The organism is Streptomyces sp. NPDC007205 (assembly GCF_040634095.1).
In the GTDB taxonomy this organism is placed as follows: Bacteria; Actinomycetota; Actinomycetes; order Streptomycetales; family Streptomycetaceae; genus Streptomyces.
This window is the reverse complement of record NZ_JBEYEW010000004.1, coordinates 97,641-115,291: the sequence shown is the minus strand read 5'-3', so window position 1 is coordinate 115,291 and position 17,651 is coordinate 97,641. Positions and strand designations below refer to the sequence as shown.

Annotated in this window: 15 protein-coding genes and 1 pseudogene; 10 read left to right on the top strand and 6 right to left on the bottom strand. The window is 71.1% G+C overall.

The features are described from left to right. Positions 1 to 22: 22 nt before the first annotated feature. The gene (locus tag ABZ624_RS09260) at positions 23 to 916 is read left to right on the top strand and encodes a calcium-binding protein (protein ID WP_360084276.1); all 894 of its coding nucleotides are present in this window, start codon (positions 23 to 25) and stop codon (positions 914 to 916) included. Positions 917 to 1,010: 94 nt separating this feature from the next. Here the strand turns inward: ABZ624_RS09260 and ABZ624_RS09255 are convergent. Beyond that, positions 1,011 to 1,121: pseudogene (locus tag ABZ624_RS09255) on the bottom strand (MarR family transcriptional regulator); the annotation flags it as partial. Positions 1,122 to 1,209: 88 nt separating this feature from the next. Between ABZ624_RS09255 and ABZ624_RS09250 the strand changes: the two are divergent. The 8 genes from ABZ624_RS09250 to ABZ624_RS09215 all read left to right on the top strand — a co-directional run bounded on the left by ABZ624_RS09250 (position 1,210) and on the right by ABZ624_RS09215 (position 11,031). Further along, positions 1,210 to 2,121: a DUF2797 domain-containing protein gene (locus ABZ624_RS09250; protein ID WP_360084273.1), complete on the top strand. Its 912-nt coding sequence runs from the start codon at positions 1,210 to 1,212 to the stop codon at positions 2,119 to 2,121. Between the two features lie 96 nt (positions 2,122 to 2,217). After that, positions 2,218 to 2,574: an antibiotic biosynthesis monooxygenase gene (locus ABZ624_RS09245; RefSeq protein WP_360084271.1), complete on the top strand. Its 357-nt coding sequence runs from the start codon at positions 2,218 to 2,220 to the stop codon at positions 2,572 to 2,574. Positions 2,575 to 2,673: 99 nt separating this feature from the next. Next, the gene (locus tag ABZ624_RS09240; protein WP_360084268.1) at positions 2,674 to 3,414 is read left to right on the top strand and encodes a response regulator transcription factor; all 741 of its coding nucleotides are present in this window, start codon (positions 2,674 to 2,676) and stop codon (positions 3,412 to 3,414) included. Beyond that, entirely contained in the window at positions 3,411 to 5,006 is a 1,596-nt protein-coding gene (locus ABZ624_RS09235; protein WP_360084265.1) for a HAMP domain-containing sensor histidine kinase, read from the top strand. The genes ABZ624_RS09240 and ABZ624_RS09235 overlap by 4 nt, the downstream gene beginning before the upstream one ends. Positions 5,007 to 5,020: 14 nt before the next feature. Beyond that, positions 5,021 to 6,502 carry a bifunctional glycosyltransferase family 2/GtrA family protein gene (locus ABZ624_RS09230; RefSeq protein WP_360084262.1) on the top strand — a complete coding sequence of 494 codons (1,482 nt, stop codon included), beginning with the start codon at positions 5,021 to 5,023 and terminating at the stop codon, positions 6,500 to 6,502. Further along, the gene (locus tag ABZ624_RS09225; protein ID WP_360084259.1) at positions 6,499 to 8,691 is read left to right on the top strand and encodes a glycosyltransferase family 39 protein; all 2,193 of its coding nucleotides are present in this window, start codon (positions 6,499 to 6,501) and stop codon (positions 8,689 to 8,691) included. The genes ABZ624_RS09230 and ABZ624_RS09225 overlap by 4 nt, the downstream gene beginning before the upstream one ends. Before the next feature lie 49 nt (positions 8,692 to 8,740). Next, on the top strand, positions 8,741 to 10,132 hold the full coding sequence (locus tag ABZ624_RS09220; protein WP_360084257.1) for an MFS transporter: 1,392 nt from the start codon (positions 8,741 to 8,743) through the stop codon (positions 10,130 to 10,132). A 137-nt stretch (positions 10,133 to 10,269) separates the two neighbouring features. Beyond that, on the top strand, positions 10,270 to 11,031 hold the full coding sequence (locus ABZ624_RS09215; RefSeq protein ID WP_360084255.1) for a TetR/AcrR family transcriptional regulator: 762 nt from the start codon (positions 10,270 to 10,272) through the stop codon (positions 11,029 to 11,031). Between the two features lie 170 nt (positions 11,032 to 11,201). Here ABZ624_RS09215 and ABZ624_RS09210 read toward each other — a convergent pair whose 3' ends face one another. From ABZ624_RS09210 to ABZ624_RS09200, 3 genes are all read right to left on the bottom strand, one after another. Beyond that, positions 11,202 to 12,023, bottom strand: a complete 822-nt coding sequence (locus ABZ624_RS09210) for a YceI family protein (protein ID WP_360084252.1) — start codon at positions 12,021 to 12,023, stop codon at positions 11,202 to 11,204. Between the two features lie 91 nt (positions 12,024 to 12,114). Next, positions 12,115 to 14,670, bottom strand: coding sequence for an MFS transporter (locus ABZ624_RS09205; protein ID WP_360084249.1), 2,556 nt, complete (start codon positions 14,668 to 14,670; stop codon positions 12,115 to 12,117). Positions 14,671 to 14,683: 13 nt separating this feature from the next. Next, complete coding sequence (locus tag ABZ624_RS09200) at positions 14,684 to 15,190, bottom strand: MarR family transcriptional regulator (RefSeq protein WP_360084246.1); 507 nt, start codon at positions 15,188 to 15,190, stop codon at positions 14,684 to 14,686. 206 nt (positions 15,191 to 15,396) lie between these two features. Between ABZ624_RS09200 and ABZ624_RS09195 the strand changes: the two genes are divergently transcribed. After that, complete coding sequence (locus ABZ624_RS09195) at positions 15,397 to 15,597, top strand: hypothetical protein (RefSeq protein ID WP_360084243.1); 201 nt, start codon at positions 15,397 to 15,399, stop codon at positions 15,595 to 15,597. A gap of 3 nt (positions 15,598 to 15,600) precedes the next feature. Here the strand turns inward: ABZ624_RS09195 and ABZ624_RS09190 are convergent, their stop codons facing one another. After that, positions 15,601 to 16,371: a hypothetical protein gene (locus ABZ624_RS09190; RefSeq protein ID WP_360084240.1), complete on the bottom strand. Its 771-nt coding sequence runs from the start codon at positions 16,369 to 16,371 to the stop codon at positions 15,601 to 15,603. Between the two features lie 38 nt (positions 16,372 to 16,409). Further along, positions 16,410 to 17,348 carry an RNA polymerase sigma factor SigF gene (locus ABZ624_RS09185; RefSeq protein WP_360084237.1) on the bottom strand — a complete coding sequence of 313 codons (939 nt, stop codon included), beginning with the start codon at positions 17,346 to 17,348 and terminating at the stop codon, positions 16,410 to 16,412. Positions 17,349 to 17,651: the final 303 nt, after the last annotated feature.

Here is a 17,651-nt window from a genome sequence, read left to right as displayed (position 1 = left end):
CATTCCTCACTTGGGGAACAACATGCGCATACGTGCCAGCCTGGCCGCCGCGGCTCTCTCCGGTGCCGCAGCCATGACCGCCCTGGCCGTCCCGGCCGCGCACGCCGAGGGGAACCCGGCTGCCGCCAAGGCCGAGCAGTTCAAGAGCGCCCACCAGGCGCCGAGCAAGCAGCAGTCCTTCGCCGCCTCGCCCGCCACCGGGGCGGACGGCGACATCCAGGTGACCAAGGTCACCGTCAATGCCAACAAGGACGTCGTCGTCGGCCTGTCGCCGAAGTCGTTCAACGTCTATGTGACGGTGACCGACCCGTCGGGCATCAGCCAGGGCCAGAACGACGTGGACGTCGCCCTGTGGCACGGCACCAACATGGAGACCGGCGACGTCGACGGCTTCCTCTGGAACGAGAACGGCGCCGAGAGCTGCGACTACTGGAGCGCGTCCGCCGCCACCTGCAAGTTCACCATCACGGCCAAGCCGGGCGAGCTCGACGGTCTGTGGGGCAGCGAGCTGAACGGCAGGTGGAACGTCGCCGTCCGCGGGTCCGCCAACGACGGGGACTCCTACGAGAACGACTTCTACAAGAACCACTGGATCAAGCGCGCCAGCAGCTTCAGCGGCTTCAACGCCGGCCCCGAGCCCGTCGCCAAGGGCGGGACCATCACGATCTCCGGCACCCTGAACCGCGCCAGCTGGAGCTACATGAAGTACTACGGCTATGGCAGCCAGCCCGTGCAGCTGCAGTTCAAGAAGGCGGGCACCAGCACCTACAGCACCGTCAGGACCGTCACGACCTCCTCCAGCGGTTACGCGAAGACCACGGTCACCGCCTCCGCGGACGGCACCTGGCGCTTCCACTACGCGGGCAACGGCAACTCCTCCGTCGCCGACGCCTACGACTACGTCGACGTCCGCTGATCCACGGGATCCGCCGATCACACCTGGGTGAGACGGAGTGAGACAGAAGGCCCCGGAGCGATCCGGGGCCTTCGTCATGCGCCTCCGCCCGCGGGCGGTTGAGGGTCCCGGTCACCGCACCCGTGGTCACGTGGGCGCGGGCTGCGAGGTCGCCGGCCGTGAGCAGGTTCTCGCCCGCCTCCAGGACGAAGGCGAAACAGATGTCCGCGGACGGCAGTCGGTGGATCGGCCCCCTCCTGCCTCCGCCGGGCTGCCCCGCGGCACTGTCGGACCCGGCCTCTACGCTCGGAGTGATGGCACACGTATGGACATGCGCGGGACTGCGCTGGACGCCGGACGGCCCCACGCTGATGTGGGACGGCGGGCGGCGCAGTGCCCTGCCTCTGGGGAAGCGGGTCGCGTTCGCCGTCGCGGACGGCTCGGCGCGGCAGTGCGTCGGGGCGCGCGGGCACGCCTGCCCGGTGCGCGCCGTGGTGCCGGGGCGGAGTACGGGGGCCCGGTGCGAGGAGTGCGCGCGGCTGGACCGGGCGCACTCCGTGGCCGCCGACACGATCGCCGACGATCCGCGGCCGTACCGGGTGTATCTGGCGTGGTTCGGTCCCGGGATGGTCAAGGTCGGGATCACCGCGGTCGAGCGGGGCCCGGCCCGGCTGCTGGAGCAGGGTGCCGTCTGTTTCAGCTGGCTCGGCACCGGACCGCTGATGGCCGCCCGGCGCACCGAGGAGCTGCTGCGGGCCGCGCTCCGGGTGCCGGACCGGATTCCGTACGCCGAGAAGCGGGCGGTGCGGTCGGCGCTGCCGGAGACCGGGGCGGAGCGTGCGGCGGAGGTGCGGGAGCTGCATGCGCGGGCCGGGGCGCTCAGCGGATGGCCCGAGTCCCTGCGGCCGGAGCCCTGTGAAGTGACCGACCACATGAGGGTGTTCGGGCTCGCCGATGCGCCGGCCGCCCGGGGGGAAGTGGTCGAACTCGTCCCGGGTGGCGGTGTGAGCGGTGAGCTGGTCGCGGCCGCCGGGCCCGATCTGCATCTGGCGGTCGCCGGAGGCCGGGGCGGGGTCGTCGTCCTCGACACCCGGCTCATGACGGGCTGGGGGCTCGTGCCCCCCACGGCCCGGGGGATCGAGGATCGGGGGATCGAGGATCGGGAGATCGATGAACGCACCTTCCCCGTCCGGGAGTTCACACAACCGCCGGAGGGCCTGTTCTGAGCGTCCCCGGGGTGGAGGCAAAGACTCGGATCCCGTACGGATCCCTTTCGGCAAGGCCCATGGACCCGAAGGCGCCGTCGGGAGAACGTGGTGGACATGAACGACCGAACGGATGCCTCTGTGCGGCCCGCCTGCCTCCCCGAACCCCCTTACTACGCCGTCGTCTTCACCTCCGCCCGTACCGACGACGACCCCGACGGATACCAGCGCACCGCCGAACACCTCTCCCGCCTCGTCCGCGAAGTCCCCGGCTTCCTCGGCGAGGACGCCGCCGGCACCCCCGGCGGACTCGCGATCTCCGTCGCCTACTTCCGGGACCTCGCCGGGATCGAGCAGTGGCGGGACCACCCGGCGCACCTCGCGGCCAAGCGACGCGGCCGGGAGCGCTGGTACGAGCGGTACGCGATCCGCATCGCCAGGGTCGAGCACGCGCACGTCTTCGCGCGGGAGTGAGCGCTTCCCAGGTGCTTCCTGAGAGACGCCTGTGTGTTTCTCAGGGAAATCACAGACATCGGAAAGCGTCTTCTCAGAGGACCCCGACAAGGTGTCACCATGACCACGACCTCGCCCCAGGGGCGCACCGAACTGCTGAGGCCGGACGGGAGCCCCGTCCGAGTGCTTGTGGTGGACGACGAGCTGTCGATCACCGAACTGCTGAGCATGGCTCTCCGTTACGAGGGCTGGCAGATCAGGAGTGCGGGGGACGGGCAGGGAGCCGTCCGGACCGCCCGTGAGTTCCGGCCGGACGCCGTCGTACTGGACATGATGCTGCCCGACATGGACGGGCTCGCCGTGCTGGGGCGGCTGCGGCGTGAACTGCCGGACGTGCCCGTCCTGTTCCTGACCGCCAAGGACGCCGTCGAGGACCGTATCGCCGGGCTCACCGCCGGCGGCGACGACTACGTCACCAAGCCGTTCAGCCTGGAGGAGGTCGTGGCCCGGCTGCGTGGGCTCATCCGGCGGTCCGGGGCCGCCGACCGGCGGTCGGACTCCGTGCTCGTCGTCGGTGACCTGACGCTCGACGAGGACAGCCACGAGGTGTCGCGGGCCGGGGAGAACATCCACCTGACCGCCACCGAGTTCGAGCTGCTGCGCTTCCTCATGCGCAACCCGCGGCGCGTGCTCAGCAAGGCGCAGATCCTGGACCGGGTCTGGTCGTACGACTTCGGCGGACAGGCCAATGTCGTCGAGCTGTACATCTCGTATCTGCGGCGGAAGATCGACGCGGGGCGTGAGCCGATGATCCACACGCGGCGCGGGGCCGGTTACCTGATCAAGCCCGCCGCGTCATGAGCCGGCGGCGACGGCCGGCCCCGCGGAAGCGGCAGAAGCGACGAGGGGGACAGCCGCGGACCCTGCGGGCGCGGCTCGTCGTCGCCTCCGTGGTGCTGATCGCCGTCGTGTGTGCGGTGATCGGGACGGTGACGACCGTGGCGCTGCGAACTCATCTGTACGACCAGTTGGAGGGGCAGGTGAGGGAGGCCGGCAAGCGCCTGTCGGGGCCCATGAAGCCCGGCGGCCTGGTCGACTCCGGGCTGACGGACCGGCTCACGGGCTTCGTGCAGGGGCCGACACAGCCGAAGACCATCGCCGCCGAGGTCGCCGCCGACGGCACGGTCACCCGGGCGGTCATCGCCCGGCAGGCCCCCACCGACCACGGCCCCTTCCAGCGGAACCATCCCGTCCCCCTCAGCGACGAGCAGAAGGCCGCCCTGAACAGGGTGCCCACCACGGGCACGCACACCGTCGGCATCCCGGGCCTGGGTGAGTACCTCGTGCGGTATGTCACCGGAGCCGAGGGCACCTACTACGTCGCCCTGCCGACCGAGACGGTCAACAACACGATCGACACGCTGATCCTCGTCGAGGTGAGCGTCACCGCCGCCGGTCTCGTCGCCGCCGGTCTCGCCGGATACGTACTCGTCGGCGTCGCCACCCGCCCGCTGCGCAAGGTGGCCGCCACCGCCACCCGGGTCTCCGAACTCCCCCTGCACACCGGCGAGGTGAACCTCAGCGAGCGGGTCCCGGAGTCGGAGACCGACCCGCACACCGAGGTCGGCCAGGTAGGTGCCGCGCTCAACCGCATGCTCGACCATGTGCACGGCGCGCTGCACGCCCGGCAGCAGAGTGAGATGCGGGTACGGCAGTTCGTCGCGGACGCCAGTCATGAGCTGAGGACGCCCCTCGCGTCCATTCGCGGGTATGCCGAGCTCACCCGGCGCGGGCGCGAGCAGGTCGGGCCCGACACGCGGCACGCGCTCGGGCGGATCGAGTCCGAGGCCGGGCGGATGACCCTCCTGGTCGAGGACCTGCTGCTGCTGGCCCGGCTGGACGCCGGCCGGCCGCTGCGGTTCGAGCAGACCGATCTCATTCCACTCGTCGTGGACACCGTCAGCGACTCCCGCGCGGCCGGCATGGACCACAACTGGCGGCTCGACCTGCCCGACGAGCCCGCGCTCGTCTCCGCGGACGCCGCCCGTATCCAGCAGGTGCTGGTCAACCTGCTGGGCAACGCCCGCAAGCACACTCCGCCCGGCACGACCGTCACCGCGCGCGTGCAGCGGCGCGGGCCGTGGATGTGCGTGGACGTCGAGGACAACGGGCAGGGCGTGCCGCCGGACCTGCTGCCGCACGTCTTCGAGCGGTTCGCCCGAGGGGACTCGGCGCGGTCCCGGGCGACGGGGTCCACCGGACTCGGGCTCGCCATCGTGCAGGCCGTCGCCGCCGCGCACGGCGGTGCCGTGACCGTGGACAGCGTCCCCGGGCGGACCGTGTTCACGGTGCATCTGCCGGCGCTCGCCCCGCAGCCGCAGCCGGAGACGCGCCGGCAACAGCACTCACAGGTACAGCACAGCGCCACCACACGGGTGGAACAGGGCGCCTGACGAGAGTCGGCCCCATGCGAACCGACTCTTCTCCCGGCACCCTGCCGGTGCGGGAGCACCTCCCGGCCGGCGACGCCGGTACGCCTGTCCTGGACGTAGTGATCCCCGTCTACAACGAGGAGAAGGACCTCCAGCCGTGCGTCCGCAGACTGCACGCGCACCTCACGCGCACCTTCCCGTACGCCTTCCGCATCACGATCGCGGACAACGCGTCCACGGACACCACCCCGCTGGTGGCGGCGCGGCTGGAGGCGGAGATCCCCGAGGTCACCAACTTCCGCCTGGAGCAGAAGGGCCGGGGGCGGGCCCTGCGGACCGTGTGGTCGGCCTCGGACGCACCGATCCTCGCCTACATGGACGTCGACCTGTCCACCGACCTCAACGCCCTGCTGCCGCTGGTGGCACCGCTGATCTCCGGCCACTCGGACCTCGCGATCGGCTCCCGGCTCGCCCGCACCTCCCGGGTCGTACGCGGCCCGAAGCGGGAGTTCATCAGCCGCGCCTACAACCTGATCCTGCGCGGCTCCCTCCAGGCCCGGTTCTCGGATGCGCAGTGCGGCTTCAAGGCCATCCGGCGGGACGTGGCACAGGTGCTGCTGCCGCTGGTGGAGGACACCGGCTGGTTCTTCGACACCGAGATGCTGGTGCTCGCCGAGCGGGCGGGGCTCAGGATCCACGAGGTGCCGGTCGACTGGGTCGACGACCCCGACTCCACCGTGCACATCGTGAAGACCGCGACCGACGACCTCAAGGGCGTCTGGCGGGTCGGCAAGGCACTGGCCGGCGGCTCGCTTCCGCTGGACCGGCTCACCCGGCCCTTCGGTGACGACCCGCGCGACCGCGAACTGACCGGCGTTCCCCAGGGCCTGGCCCGCCAGCTCGTCGGGTTCTGCGTCGTGGGCGGCCTGTCCACCCTCTTCTACCTCCTCCTCTACAGCGTCTTCCGGCAGTTCTGCGGCTCCCAGGCCGCCAACGCCCTCGCACTGCTGGTCTCGGCGATCGCCAACACGGCCGCGAACCGCCGGCTCACCTTCGGGGTGCGCGGCCGGGGCGGCGCCGTACGGCACCAGGCGCAGGGCCTGGTCGTCTTCGGTATCGGGCTCGCCCTGACCAGCGGCTCGCTGGCCGCTCTCGACGCGGCCGGCGACAGCCCGGCGCACTCCACCGAACTGGCGGTGCTCATCGCCGCCAACCTCGCCGCGACCGTGCTGCGGTTCCTGCTCTTCCGCGCCTGGGTCTTCCCGGACCGCGGCGAGTGCGACGCCGCCTTGACGGTGGCCGCCACCCCGGTCCCGTCCTCGCCGGCCCACAGCACGACGACGGCTCCGAGGGCCCCGTACGCACCGCTGCCCCAGCGGCCGGTGCCGTACCAGACGTCGTACCCGACGACCACCCAGGTCCGCGCCGGTCAAGCCGCGGACGACAGCTGGAGGGACGCCACCGTGCAACTGCAGCCGGTGCGCCCTCACGACACCGACCCGGGGGATCCCCGATGACCATCCACCAGCAGAGCGGTACGACCGGCTGGGGGCCGTCTCCCACGGCTCCCCCGCGGACGCCTCGGCCGAGTACGCCCGGCCGGCCCGTCCTGCGCAGACTCTGGCGCGGCCGGCCCGAGGACCCGAGCTGGACGCGCCCGGCCCTTCTCGGCCTGCTGGCCGCCACCCTCCTGCTCTACCTGTACGACCTCAGCGCCTCCGGCTACGCCAACTCCTTCTACTCGGCGGCCGTACAGGCCGGCAGCAGGTCCTGGAAGGCGTTCTTCTTCGGCTCGCTGGACGCGGGCAACGCGATCACCGTCGACAAACCGTCGGCGTTCATGTGGCCGATGGAGCTGTCGGTCCGGATCTTCGGGCTGAACTCATGGGCGATCCTCACGCCCGAGGTCCTCATGGGCGTCGGCACGGTGGCGGTGGTCCACGCGGCCGTACGGCGCCGGTTCAGCCCGGTGGCCGGTCTGGTCGCCGGCGCGGTGCTCGCGCTCACCCCGGTCGCCGCGCTGATGTTCCGGTTCAACAACCCGGACGCGCTGCTGGCCCTGCTGACGGCGCTGGCCTGCTACTTCGTCGTACGGGCGGTGGAGGACGGCCGGACCAGGTGGCTGGTGTGGGCCGGGGCCGCGATCGGCTTCGCCTTCCTCGCCAAGACCCTGCAGGCCTTCCTGATCCTGCCGCCGCTGGCGCTCGTCTACGCCGTCTGCGGTCCGGTGAGGCTGCGCAAGCGCCTGGTCCAGCTGGGCCTGGCCACCGTCGCGCTCGTCGTCGCCGGCGGCTGGTGGGTGGCGGTCGTCGAGCTGTGGCCGGCCTCCTCCCGTCCCTACATCGGCGGTTCGCAGAACAACAGCTTCCTGGAGCTGACCTTCGGCTACAACGGCCTCGGCCGGATCAGCGGCGACGAGACCGGCAGCGTCGTCCCCGGCGGCGGCGGTGGCAACGGCGGCGGGCAGTGGGGCGAGACCGGCTGGGACCGGATGTTCAACTCCGAGATCGGCAGCCAGATCTCCTGGCTGCTCCCGGCCGCGCTGATCCTGCTGGTCGCGGGCCTGTGGGCGACCCGCAAGCTGCGCCGTACGTCCGTCACGCGGGCCTCGTTCCTCGTCTGGGGCGGCTCGCTGCTGATCACCATGGTGGTGTTCAGCTACATGGCGGGCATCTTCCACCAGTACTACACGGTGGCCCTCGCGCCCTACCTCGCGGCCGTCGTCGGCATGGGTGCCGGGCTGCTGTGGGAGAAGCGCGGGGAGACCTGGGCGTCGATCACCCTCGCCGGGTCGGTCGTGGCCGCGGCGGCCTGGGGTTACGTCCTGCTCAACCGCACCTCCGCCTATCTGCCCTGGCTGAAGTGGCTGGTGCTGATCGGCGGTACGGCGGCGGCGCTGGGCCTGGTCTTCGCCGGCCGGATCTCCCGGCAGTCGGCCATCGGGGCGGCGGCCGTGGGTCTGGTGGCCGCGCTCGCCGGACCGACGGCGTACACCCTCAGCACGGTGGACTCCGCGCACACCGGCTCCATCCCGACGGCGGGCCCGGCGGGCGCGAGCATGAGGGGCTTCGGCGGCGGCCGGGGTCCCGGCGGTGGCGGCATGCGGGGCGGCTTCGGCGGCGGGCTGCCGGGCCGGCAGGGCCAGGGGCAGCAGGGCCAGGGGCAGCAGAACGGCGGCGGGTTCCCGGGCGGTGGCGGCTTCGGCGGCGGCATGCCCGGCCAGCAGGGCCAGAACGGTCAGGGTCGGCAGGGCCGGCAGAACGGCAACGGCTTCCCCGGCGCCGGCTTCCCGGGCGGCGGCCGGATGGGCGAAGGCGGCATGGGCGGCGGCGGGGGCGCCGGTGGCCTGCTGAACGGCGCGAACGTGTCGTCGGCTGCCAAGCGGCTGCTGGAGAAGGACGCCTCGAAGTACACCTGGGTCGCCGCGTCCATCGGTTCCCAGAACGCGGCCGGCTACCAGCTGGCCACCGGTGACCCGGTGATGGCGATCGGCGGCTTCAACGGTACCGACCCGTCCCCGACACCGGCGCAGTTCAGAAAATACGTGGCGGAGGGAAGGATCCACTACTTCATCGCCGGCGGGCGCATGGGCGCAGGAGCCAACTCCGGGACGTCCTCGCAGATCAGCTCGTGGGTCCAGAGCAACTTCAAGAAGGTCACGGTCGGTTCGGCCACGTTCTACGACCTCACGCGGAAGAACAGCTGACGGAAAACAGTGTTGTACACCGTATAGCTCTGCCTATACGGTGTACAACATGTCTCCGTCCACGCCCTCAGGCCACCCCAAGCGCTGGCTGATCCTCGGTGTCATCTGCCTCGCACAGCTCACCGTGCTGCTCGACAACACCGTGCTGAACGTGGCCGTCCCCTCGCTCACCCGCGAGCTGCACGCCGCCACCTCCGACATCCAGTGGATGATCAGCGCCTACTCCCTGGTGCAGTCCGGGCTGCTGCTCACCGCGGGCAGCGCCGCCGACCGCTACGGCCGCAAGAAGATGCTGATCGCGGGGCTCGCCCTGTTCGGCATCGGCTCGCTGGTGGCCGGACTCGCCGGCTCCACCGGCCAGCTGATCGCCGCGCGGGCCGGCATGGGTATCGGCGGCGCACTGCTGATGACCACCACGCTGGCCGTCGCGATGCAGATCTTCGCGCCCGAGGAGCAGCCGAAGGCGATCGGCATCTGGAGCGCGGTGAACGCGCTGGGCTTCGCGGCCGGTCCGCTCATCGGCGGCTTCCTGCTCGACCACTTCTGGTGGGGCGCGATCTTCCTGATCAACGTCCCGGTCGCCGCCGTTGGCCTGATAGCGGTGGCGGCCCTCGTACCGGAGTCGAGCAACCCTCGCGGCGACCGTCCCGACCTGCTCGGGGCGCTGCTGTCCACCGTCGGCATGGCCTCGCTCGTGTACGCGATCATCTCCGGCCCCGTCCACGGCTGGACCTCCCCGCACGTGCTGGGTTCGGCGGCCGTGGCGGTCGTGGTGCTGTCCCTGTTCGCCTGGTGGGAGAGCAGGATCGCCGACCCGATGCTCGACCTGCACTTCTTCCGGGACCGGCGGTTCACGGGGGCGGTCGCCGGGGCCGTGCTCCTCATGTTCGGCATCGGCGGTGCGCTGTTCCTGCTGACGCAGCATCTGCAGTTCGTCCTCGGCTACGCACCGCTGGAGGCGGGCCTGCGGACCGCTCCGCTGGCGCTCACCGTGGTGCTGCTCAATTTCAGCGGTCTGTCGGCGAAGTGGTCCGGGCGGCTGGGCACGCCGGTGTCCATCGCGCTCGGGATGGTGCTGATGTCGGCGGGTCTCGTGGCCATCGCGGAGCTGGATTCCGGGAGTTACGGCGGGACGCTGCTCGGTCTGCTGCTCATCGGCGCGGGGTGCGCTGTCGCGAACCCGGCGATGGCTCACGCGATCATGAGCGCGATTCCTCCGGAGAGGGCGGGGGTGGGGGCCGGGATCAACGGAACGTTGGCCGAGTTCGGTAACGGTCTTGGTGTTGCCGTGCTGGGTGCCGTGCTCAGCTCTTCTGTGGCGTCGGGGGAGTCGCTGTCCGCCGGGCTCGGGGCCGGTCAGCTGGTCGGGGCCGTTGCTGTGCTGATCGGAGGGGTTGTGGCCGCGGGGCTTTTGAGGCGGGCTGAACGGAAGGCCGCCTAAGAGCCCGGGGGGTGTGGGTATGGGTGCGGGTGCGGGTGTGTGGTGGCTGATCGCGCCCACCCGGCGGTAGCCGCATATCGGTGCAGCCCCGTGCCCCTTTAGGTTGGACCAGTGGCCGAAACTAGAAAGGTGCGCCGGTGGTGAAGGAAGCAGGTCGGTCTCCGCGAGCCAGTGTCTGGCTGGAGGGGAAGGCCCGCCGGGGTGGCCGGAGCGGGGGCCAGCCCTCCGGGCTCGACCGGGAGCGGATCACCTCGGTGTCCGTGCGGCTGCTCGATGCCGAGGGGCTGGCGAAGTTCTCCATGCGGCGGCTGGCCGCGGAGCTGAACGTCACCGCGATGTCCCTGTACTGGTACGTCGACACCAAGGACGACCTGCTGGAACTCGCCCTGGACGCGGCCTTCGGCGAGCTGCCGCTGCCCGACCCGGAGAACACGGCGGAGGACTGGCGGGACCAGCTGCGGGGGCTGGCCGACGCGTACCGGGCGCTGCTGGTGCGTCACCCCTGGCTGTCGCCGCTGGCCGGGAAGTACCTCAACATCGGCCCCAACGCGCTGGCGTACTCCCTCGTGGTGCAGCGGGTGATACGGCGCACCGGGCTGCCGGCGCACCGCATGATGAGCGCCATCTCGGCCGTCTTCCAGTTCGTCTACGGCTACGGCACGCTGGAGGTGCAGTTCCTGGGACGGATCGCGGACTCCGGGCTGTCCCCCGACGACTACTTCCAGCAGTCCATGACCGAGGCCCAGCGGCATCCCGAGGCCGCGGGCCTCCTCCAGGAGTCCAAGGAGATCCTGGACGCCCGCGGCGGGGACACGGTCGCCGAGATGATGGACCGGGACTTCGACTTCGCCCTGGACCTGCTGATCGCCGGCATCGAGGCGATGGTAGACCGCGGCTGACCACTCCCCGCCGGACACCAGCCGCGCCGGAAACCCCCCGGTCGCCACCGGCCCCCAGCGCTCCGGGGTGACCCGGATGACGGACTTGCCCTGCGGGGTTGGTCGCGATGTTCGGTGCCATGGGGCCGGCCCAGGAGCAGTGTGTGCCCCTGTGGCTGACCCTGGTGTGCCTACGCCTGGGGCAGTGAGTAGCCCTGCACCGCCTGGATGTCCAGCTCCACCTTCAGCGTCGTGCCGATCGCGGTGATGCCCGCCTGCAGGACCTGGTTGTAGTTCATCGCGAAGTCCTCGCGGTGCAGTTCCGCCGTGGCGCGGAAGGCGGCGCGCGTGCCGCCCCAGGGGTCGGCGCCGGTGCCGAGGTAGGCCAGGTCCAGGTCCACCGGTCGTACGACCCCGTGCAGGAACAGCTCGCCGTGGACCGTCCAGCGGTCGGAACCCACGGCCGTCACCCCGGTGGAGCGGTAGGCGATCTCCGGGTGCTGCTCCACGTCGAGGAAGTCCCCGGACTTCAGATGCGTGTCGCGCATGCCGTTGCCCGTGTCGATGGACGCGGCCCTGATCACCGCCTCCACACGGGACTTGGTGACGTCGTCCGGTGCGATCTCGATCGTGCCGCCGAACTCCGTGAACCGTCCGTGCACGCTGGAGATCCCCAGGTGCTGGGCGACCGCGGCGACGGAGGAGTGCACCGGGTCGATGGTCCAGGGGCCGGGCGGCGGCAGTTCGGTGCCGCCCTGCCGGGCCAGCGTGATCGTGCCGACCTGCGCCCGGCCGCTCGCGGTGACGATCGCGGAGGAGGCCGCGGGCGCGTAGCCGACGGCCGTCACGATCACCGTGTACGCCCCCGGCGCCAGCTCGGTGGCATCCCGTACGGCTCCCTCGGCGTCCGCCTCGGCGCGCAGCACCTGCGTACCGGTCATGTCGGTCACCGTGACGACCGCGTGCGACACGGCCCACCCGTCTCGGGTACGGATCTTCGCGGTCAGTCCCATCCCGCCAACTCCCTGAAAAAGTCTTATAAATCGGTCGTGGAGAACCGGCCTGTGGCACACGGACGTCCGTGTGCCACAGGCCGGCGGTGCACTACTCGCCGGGGTGGGCGAGCTGGATGTCGTGGCCGTCGACTCCGGTGCCGGAGAGGGTCAGGGCCGTCGCCACCGGCGGGTAGCCCGTCGCGATGACGGTGTACTCGCCGCTGTCCAGGTCGCTGAAGGCGTACGCGCCGTCCGTACCGGTGGTGGCGGTGCCGACCACGTTGCCCGCCTGGTCGACGAGCGTCACGCGGGCGTCGGCCAGCGGACCGTGCGGGGCCCTGACGACACCCTGGAGGCGGGCGCCGGCGTCCAGGGCGATCTCGATCCGGGTGACCCCGGTGGCGCCGATCTCGACGGGCACGGCGCGCGGACGGAATCCGCTCGCGTTGACCGCCATGGTCACCGTGCCCGGCACCAGCTCGCTGAAGGCGAAGTCGCCCTGCTCGCCGGTGGCGGCCGTGGCCAGCAGATCACCGCGCACGTCGGTGACGATCACCATGGCGTCCTTGACCGGCAGCGCGCTCCCGGCGGCCCGGACCACACCGGTCAGCCCGCTGGTGCCGCTGAGCAGGATGTCGTACGACAGCGGCTCCTCGCCCACCACGATGGTGGAGGCCTGCGGCTGGTAGCCGTCGGCGGAGGCGATCAGGACGTACGAACCCGTGCCCGGGGCGTCGACCGCGTAGGCGCCGTCGGTCCGGGCGACCGCGCGGCCCAGCTGTCGGCCGGACAGCGAGATCAGGGTGACCGCGGCCTGCGGGACCGGGGCGCTCTCGGCGCCGCGGACGAAGCCGTGCACCGGGGTGCCGCCACCGGTGCCGGGCTCGGCGAGCGTGGCGACGGCGGTCATCTGGGGGGCGGTCGCGGTGGCCGCCGCCTGCTGGAAGCGGTCCGCCGCGACGACGGGCTCGGCCCAGCTGGGCACCTTCTCCTGGGCGGGTTCCCGCATGGCGTTCTCCGGGGCGGTCTCGACGGGGGCGGCGGCCGGGGCGGTGACGGGGGCCTCGCCCTCGGCGGTCTGCGCGAGCGCACCCCTGGTCTTCAGCGGGACCTCCTTGATGAACAGGGTGATCAGGAAGGCGGTGGCGGCGAGGCAGCCGGCGATGAAGAAGACATCGGCGATGCCGTGGCCGTAGGCGCTCTCCAGCAGCGTCCGGATGGGCGCCGGGAGCTTGTCCATGTCCGGGATGCTGTCGGTCGAGCCCGAGCTGCCCGCGACGGCGGCCTGGTACTTGGGGCTCAGGGCGGCGACGCCGTCCTGGACGTAGTGGGTGATCCGGCGGGACATCACCGCGCCCAGCGCGGAGACGCCGACCGCACCGCCGAGGGAGCGGAAGAAGGTGACCGTGGAGCTGGCCGAGCCGAGGTCGGAGGGCGCCACCTGGTTCTGCGTGGCGAGGACCAGGTTCTGCATCATCATGCCGATGCCGAGACCCAGCAGCGCCATGAAGACGGCCATCTTCCAGTAGTCGGTGTCGTACCGGATGCCGCCGAGCAGCACCAGACCGGCCGTGACCAGCACGCCTCCGCTGACCAGCCAGGCCTTCCAGCGGCCGGTGCGGGTGATGAACTGCCCCGAGACGGTCGAGGAGACGAACAGACCGCCGATCATCGGGATGGTCATGACGCCCGACATCGTCGGCGACTTGTCGCGGGCCAGCTGGAAGTACTGGCTGAAGAACACCGTGCCGGTGAACATCGCGACACCGACGAACAACGAGGCGAGCGACGCCAGGGTGATGGTGCGGTTCCTGAACAGGCGCAGCGGGATGATCGGCTCGCTGGCCCTGGACTCGATGAGCACGAAGATCGCGCCGAGGACGATCGAACCGGCGACCATCGTGTACGTCTGCCAGGACAGCCAGTCGTACTTGTCACCGGCGAAGGTGACCCAGATCAGCAGCAGGGAGACAGCGGCGGAGATGACGGACGCGCCGGCCCAGTCGACCTTGGCCTCCCGCTTGACCACGGGCAGGTGCAGGGTCTTCTGCAGCACGATCAGCGCGATGATCGCGAAGGGGACACCGACGTAGAAGCACCAGCGCCAGCCCAGCCAGGAGGTGTCGGTGATGACACCGCCGAGCAGCGGGCCGCCGACGGTGGCGACGGCGAAGGTGGCACCGAGGTAGCCGGAGTACCGGCCGCGCTCACGCGGGGAGATCATCGCCGCCATGACGATCTGCGCCAGGGCGGACAGACCGCCGACGCCGATGCCCTGGAACACCCGGAAGGTGATGAGCATGCCGGGGTTCTGCGACAGACCGGCCGCCATCGAGGCGACCACATAGATGACCAGGGCTATCTGGACGAGAGCCTTCTTGCTGTACAGGTCGGCGAGCTTGCCCCACAGGGGAGTGGCCGCGGTCATCGACAGCAGGGCGGCGGTGACCACCCAGGTGTAGGCGGACTGGCCGCCGCCCAGGTCCCCGATGATGTGCGGCAGGGCGTTGGAGACGATCGTGGACGACAGGATCGCCACGAACATGCCGAGGAGCAGCCCGGACAGGGCCTCCATGATCTGCCGGTGCGTCATCGGGGCGTCGCTGTGGGAGCCTCCCCCGTGCTTGGCGTGAGCCCGCACACCGGCTGGTGTGGTCGTTGCCATGGGCTTCCTTTTCTTACGTGCTTGCGGGTGTACGGGTGGTCTCTTCGGCTACGGGAGCGGCCACGGTGGCCGGGAGCCGGAACGCGGTGGACCGGCAGTCGCCGAAGGACTCGCGCAGGCGGGTCATCAGCCGGATCAGCTGGCCCACCTCGTCGTCGGTCCAGTCGGCGAGCCGCTCGGCGAGCAGATGCGTGGTCCGCCGGGACAGCTCGTCGAGCTGCTCCAGGCCGGCGGGCGTCAGACGCAGGATGCGCGAGCGCTTGTCCGCCGGGTCCGGGTGCCGCTCGATCCAGCCGCGCGCGGCGACGTGCGCGACATGCCGGCTGGTGACCGACATGTCCACGGCGAGCAGCTCCGCGAGCTTGCTCATGCGCATGTCTCCGTGGCGGCCGAGCAGAGTCAGCACGGCGGCCGAGCCGGCCGGGCAGTCGGGCGGCAGGATCCGCCCCATGTCCCGTTTGACGGCTCCGACGGCACTGAGCTGACGCGCCAGCTCTTCGAACTGCGCCTGCTCGGCCATCACACCTCCCGTATTCGTTGCTTGGGGCAACCATAACCGTGTTTGGTTGCTGCAGGCAAATAAATCGGCGACGCGGGGACGTAAAAACTTGGCAAAGGCATGCATTGCAACCGTAAATGTGCAGGTGGGTGCGGGTGAGCTGCCCCCGTCTGTCCCGGTGGCCCCCCACTTGGGTCGGTCACGTGGATTCGCTAGTGTCTCGGGCCATGGCTAACACCCAGGGCCCCCAGGGCAATTACGACCCCGCCGGCAGCACCCAGATGTTCCGCGCGTTCGTCGACGAGACTCCCCAGGAGCGCCAGGCGCAGGCAGCCGCCGCTTCCTCCGGCCCCCGCATCGGCGTGATCATCGGCGTCATCGTGGCCCTGGCCGTGGTGGCCGGCGTCGCCTGGCTGGCGCTGAAGTAGGCGTCACTTCCACTCCACCGAGACGTCCCGCGTCTCGATGTGCATGCCGAGCGGTACCCGCCAGGCGTCGACGCACACCGTCCAGGTGTGGTCCTTGCGCGGACCGGGGGCGATCGGCGCCGGGAGGTCCACCGTCGAGGTGACCGTCGCCCAGTCGATGCCGAGCGCGCCGATGATGTGCGTCCCGAACGTCACCGAGCCCGAACGCACCGCCGTACCGCCGGAGTTGTGGAAGACGACGGTCACCTTCTGGCACCAGCGCTGATCCGTGGGTGCGGTCGTGGGCTTGCCCCAGGCGAGGTCGGCGGGCGCGGGAGCCGTGCCGCGGCCGGGAGTTGGGGCGGCTGAGGTGCTCGGAGGCGGTGCCGTACGGCCGTCCGTGCCGCCGCGTCCGTCGCCCGTACTGCCGGAAGGGTCCGGCGCACCCGGTGCCGGTGCGGTCGGCTGCTCCGGGCTGCCGGGGGTGGTTGCCGCGCTGCTCGGCCGCGGTTGACCGGGCGTCGCGGCGGGCGAGTTGGCAGTCGCGGTGCCCCGGCTGCCGTCCAGCGGCACCAGTGACACCGCGCCCGTCGGCGTGGCTGCTGCCGTGCCCGCCCGCTCCGGACCGCCCGCCGAGCCGACCGCGACATAGCCGCCGCCCGGGCCGTGGGCCGCGTAGGCGGCCAGTACCCCGCCCAGGACGACGACGGCCGCCGACGCTGCCGTAAGGGCGCCTCGGCGGCCACGTGTCCATGTCGTCCCCGTCGCCCTGCCCGACCCTGTCGCTCGCAGCATCGGGCCAGTGTGTCTGACGGGCTGTCAGAACTGAAGGGTCAGTCAGAGATCAGGCCCTCCCGCAGCTGAGCCAGCGTCCGGGTCAGCAGACGGGAGACGTGCATCTGGGAGATGCCGACCTCCTCGCCGATCTGCGACTGGGTCATGTTGGCGAAGAAGCGCAGCATGATGATCCGGCGTTCCCGGGGCGGCAGCTTGGCCAGCAGAGGCTTGAGGGACTCGCGGTACTCCACGCCCTCCAGGGCCGTGTCCTCGTAGCCGAGGCGGTCGGCCAGGGAGCCCTCGCCGCCGTCGTCCTCGGGGGCGGGGGAGTCCAGTGAGGAGGCGGTGTAGGCGTTGCCGACCGCGAGGCCGTCGACCACGTCCTCCTCGGAGACGCCGAGCACCCCGGCCAGCTCCGTCACCGTCGGGGAGCGGTCCAGCTTCTGGGACAGCTCGTCGCTGGCCTTGGTCAGGGCCAGGCGCAGCTCCTGCAGGCGGCGCGGGACGCGGACCGACCAGGAGGTGTCCCGGAAGAAGCGCTTGATCTCGCCGACCACCGTCGGCATCGCGAAGGTCGGGAACTCGACGCCCCGTTCGCAGTCGAACCGGTCGATCGCCTTGATCAGGCCGATGGTGCCGACCTGGACGATGTCCTCCATCGGTTCGTTGCGGGAGCGGAAGCGCGCGGCCGCGTAGCGGACCAGCGGCAGGTTGAGCTCGATCAGGGTGTCCCGGACGTAGGCCCGCTCGGGGCTCTCCTCGTCGAGTGCGGCGAGCCGCAGGAACAGGGAGCGGGACAGAGTACGGGTGTTGATGTCCCCCGAGGCCGGCGGGGCCGGAGTGTCGGCGGCCGCCTGGGCGGGCGGGGCCGGCACGGCATCGAGGGCCGTGACGCCCTCGATGCCGTCGAGGACGTCGAAAGCGTCGAGCTCCTTGGGTGCAACCTCGCTCTTCGCGGGCGTCAGCACCTTGGAGCTGCCCTGGTCTGCGGACATGCCACCCCCTTTGGGTCGCGGGACGGTCTTGGCGGCGCCGCCTTTCGGGCAACGCAGCCTTCACCTGAATACCGGAGCGGAAGGCCCGGCAAACGCGTCTCCCGCAGAATGTCACATGTCGGCAACACGCTGTAGTGACATGTCGACACACGGGAGCCGAATCGGCCCTGGAAAGAAGGGGTCTGACGCCTTTTCGGGTCGCAACTGTCGGCATCTGCGCTGGTGAGCGATTCGCTCGCGGCGGTGATGGATCGAGCGGGTTTGCGATGCAGGGGGTGTTCGCGGGTGTGCTTCCGTGCGCCC

Excerpts from the sequence above, each read along its gene's own strand:
- ABZ624_RS09260 (WP_360084276.1), top strand. The coding sequence starts at position 23 with ATGCGCATACGTGCCAGCCTGGCCGCCGCGGCTCTCTCCGGTGCCGCA.
- ABZ624_RS09250 (WP_360084273.1), top strand. The coding sequence starts at position 1,210 with ATGGCACACGTATGGACATGCGCGGGACTGCGCTGGACGCCGGACGGC.
- ABZ624_RS09245 (WP_360084271.1), top strand. The coding sequence starts at position 2,218 with ATGAACGACCGAACGGATGCCTCTGTGCGGCCCGCCTGCCTCCCCGAA.
- ABZ624_RS09240 (WP_360084268.1), top strand. The coding sequence starts at position 2,674 with ATGACCACGACCTCGCCCCAGGGGCGCACCGAACTGCTGAGGCCGGAC.
- ABZ624_RS09235 (WP_360084265.1), top strand. The coding sequence starts at position 3,411 with ATGAGCCGGCGGCGACGGCCGGCCCCGCGGAAGCGGCAGAAGCGACGA.
- ABZ624_RS09230 (WP_360084262.1), top strand. The coding sequence starts at position 5,021 with ATGCGAACCGACTCTTCTCCCGGCACCCTGCCGGTGCGGGAGCACCTC.
- ABZ624_RS09225 (WP_360084259.1), top strand. The coding sequence starts at position 6,499 with ATGACCATCCACCAGCAGAGCGGTACGACCGGCTGGGGGCCGTCTCCC.
- ABZ624_RS09220 (WP_360084257.1), top strand. The coding sequence starts at position 8,741 with ATGTCTCCGTCCACGCCCTCAGGCCACCCCAAGCGCTGGCTGATCCTC.
- ABZ624_RS09210 (WP_360084252.1), bottom strand. The coding sequence starts at position 12,023 with ATGGGACTGACCGCGAAGATCCGTACCCGAGACGGGTGGGCCGTGTCG.
- ABZ624_RS09205 (WP_360084249.1), bottom strand. The coding sequence starts at position 14,670 with ATGGCAACGACCACACCAGCCGGTGTGCGGGCTCACGCCAAGCACGGG.
- ABZ624_RS09200 (WP_360084246.1), bottom strand. The coding sequence starts at position 15,190 with ATGGCCGAGCAGGCGCAGTTCGAAGAGCTGGCGCGTCAGCTCAGTGCC.
- ABZ624_RS09195 (WP_360084243.1), top strand. The coding sequence starts at position 15,397 with ATGGCTAACACCCAGGGCCCCCAGGGCAATTACGACCCCGCCGGCAGC.
- ABZ624_RS09190 (WP_360084240.1), bottom strand. The coding sequence starts at position 16,371 with ATGCTGCGAGCGACAGGGTCGGGCAGGGCGACGGGGACGACATGGACA.
- ABZ624_RS09185 (WP_360084237.1), bottom strand. The coding sequence starts at position 17,348 with ATGTCCGCAGACCAGGGCAGCTCCAAGGTGCTGACGCCCGCGAAGAGC.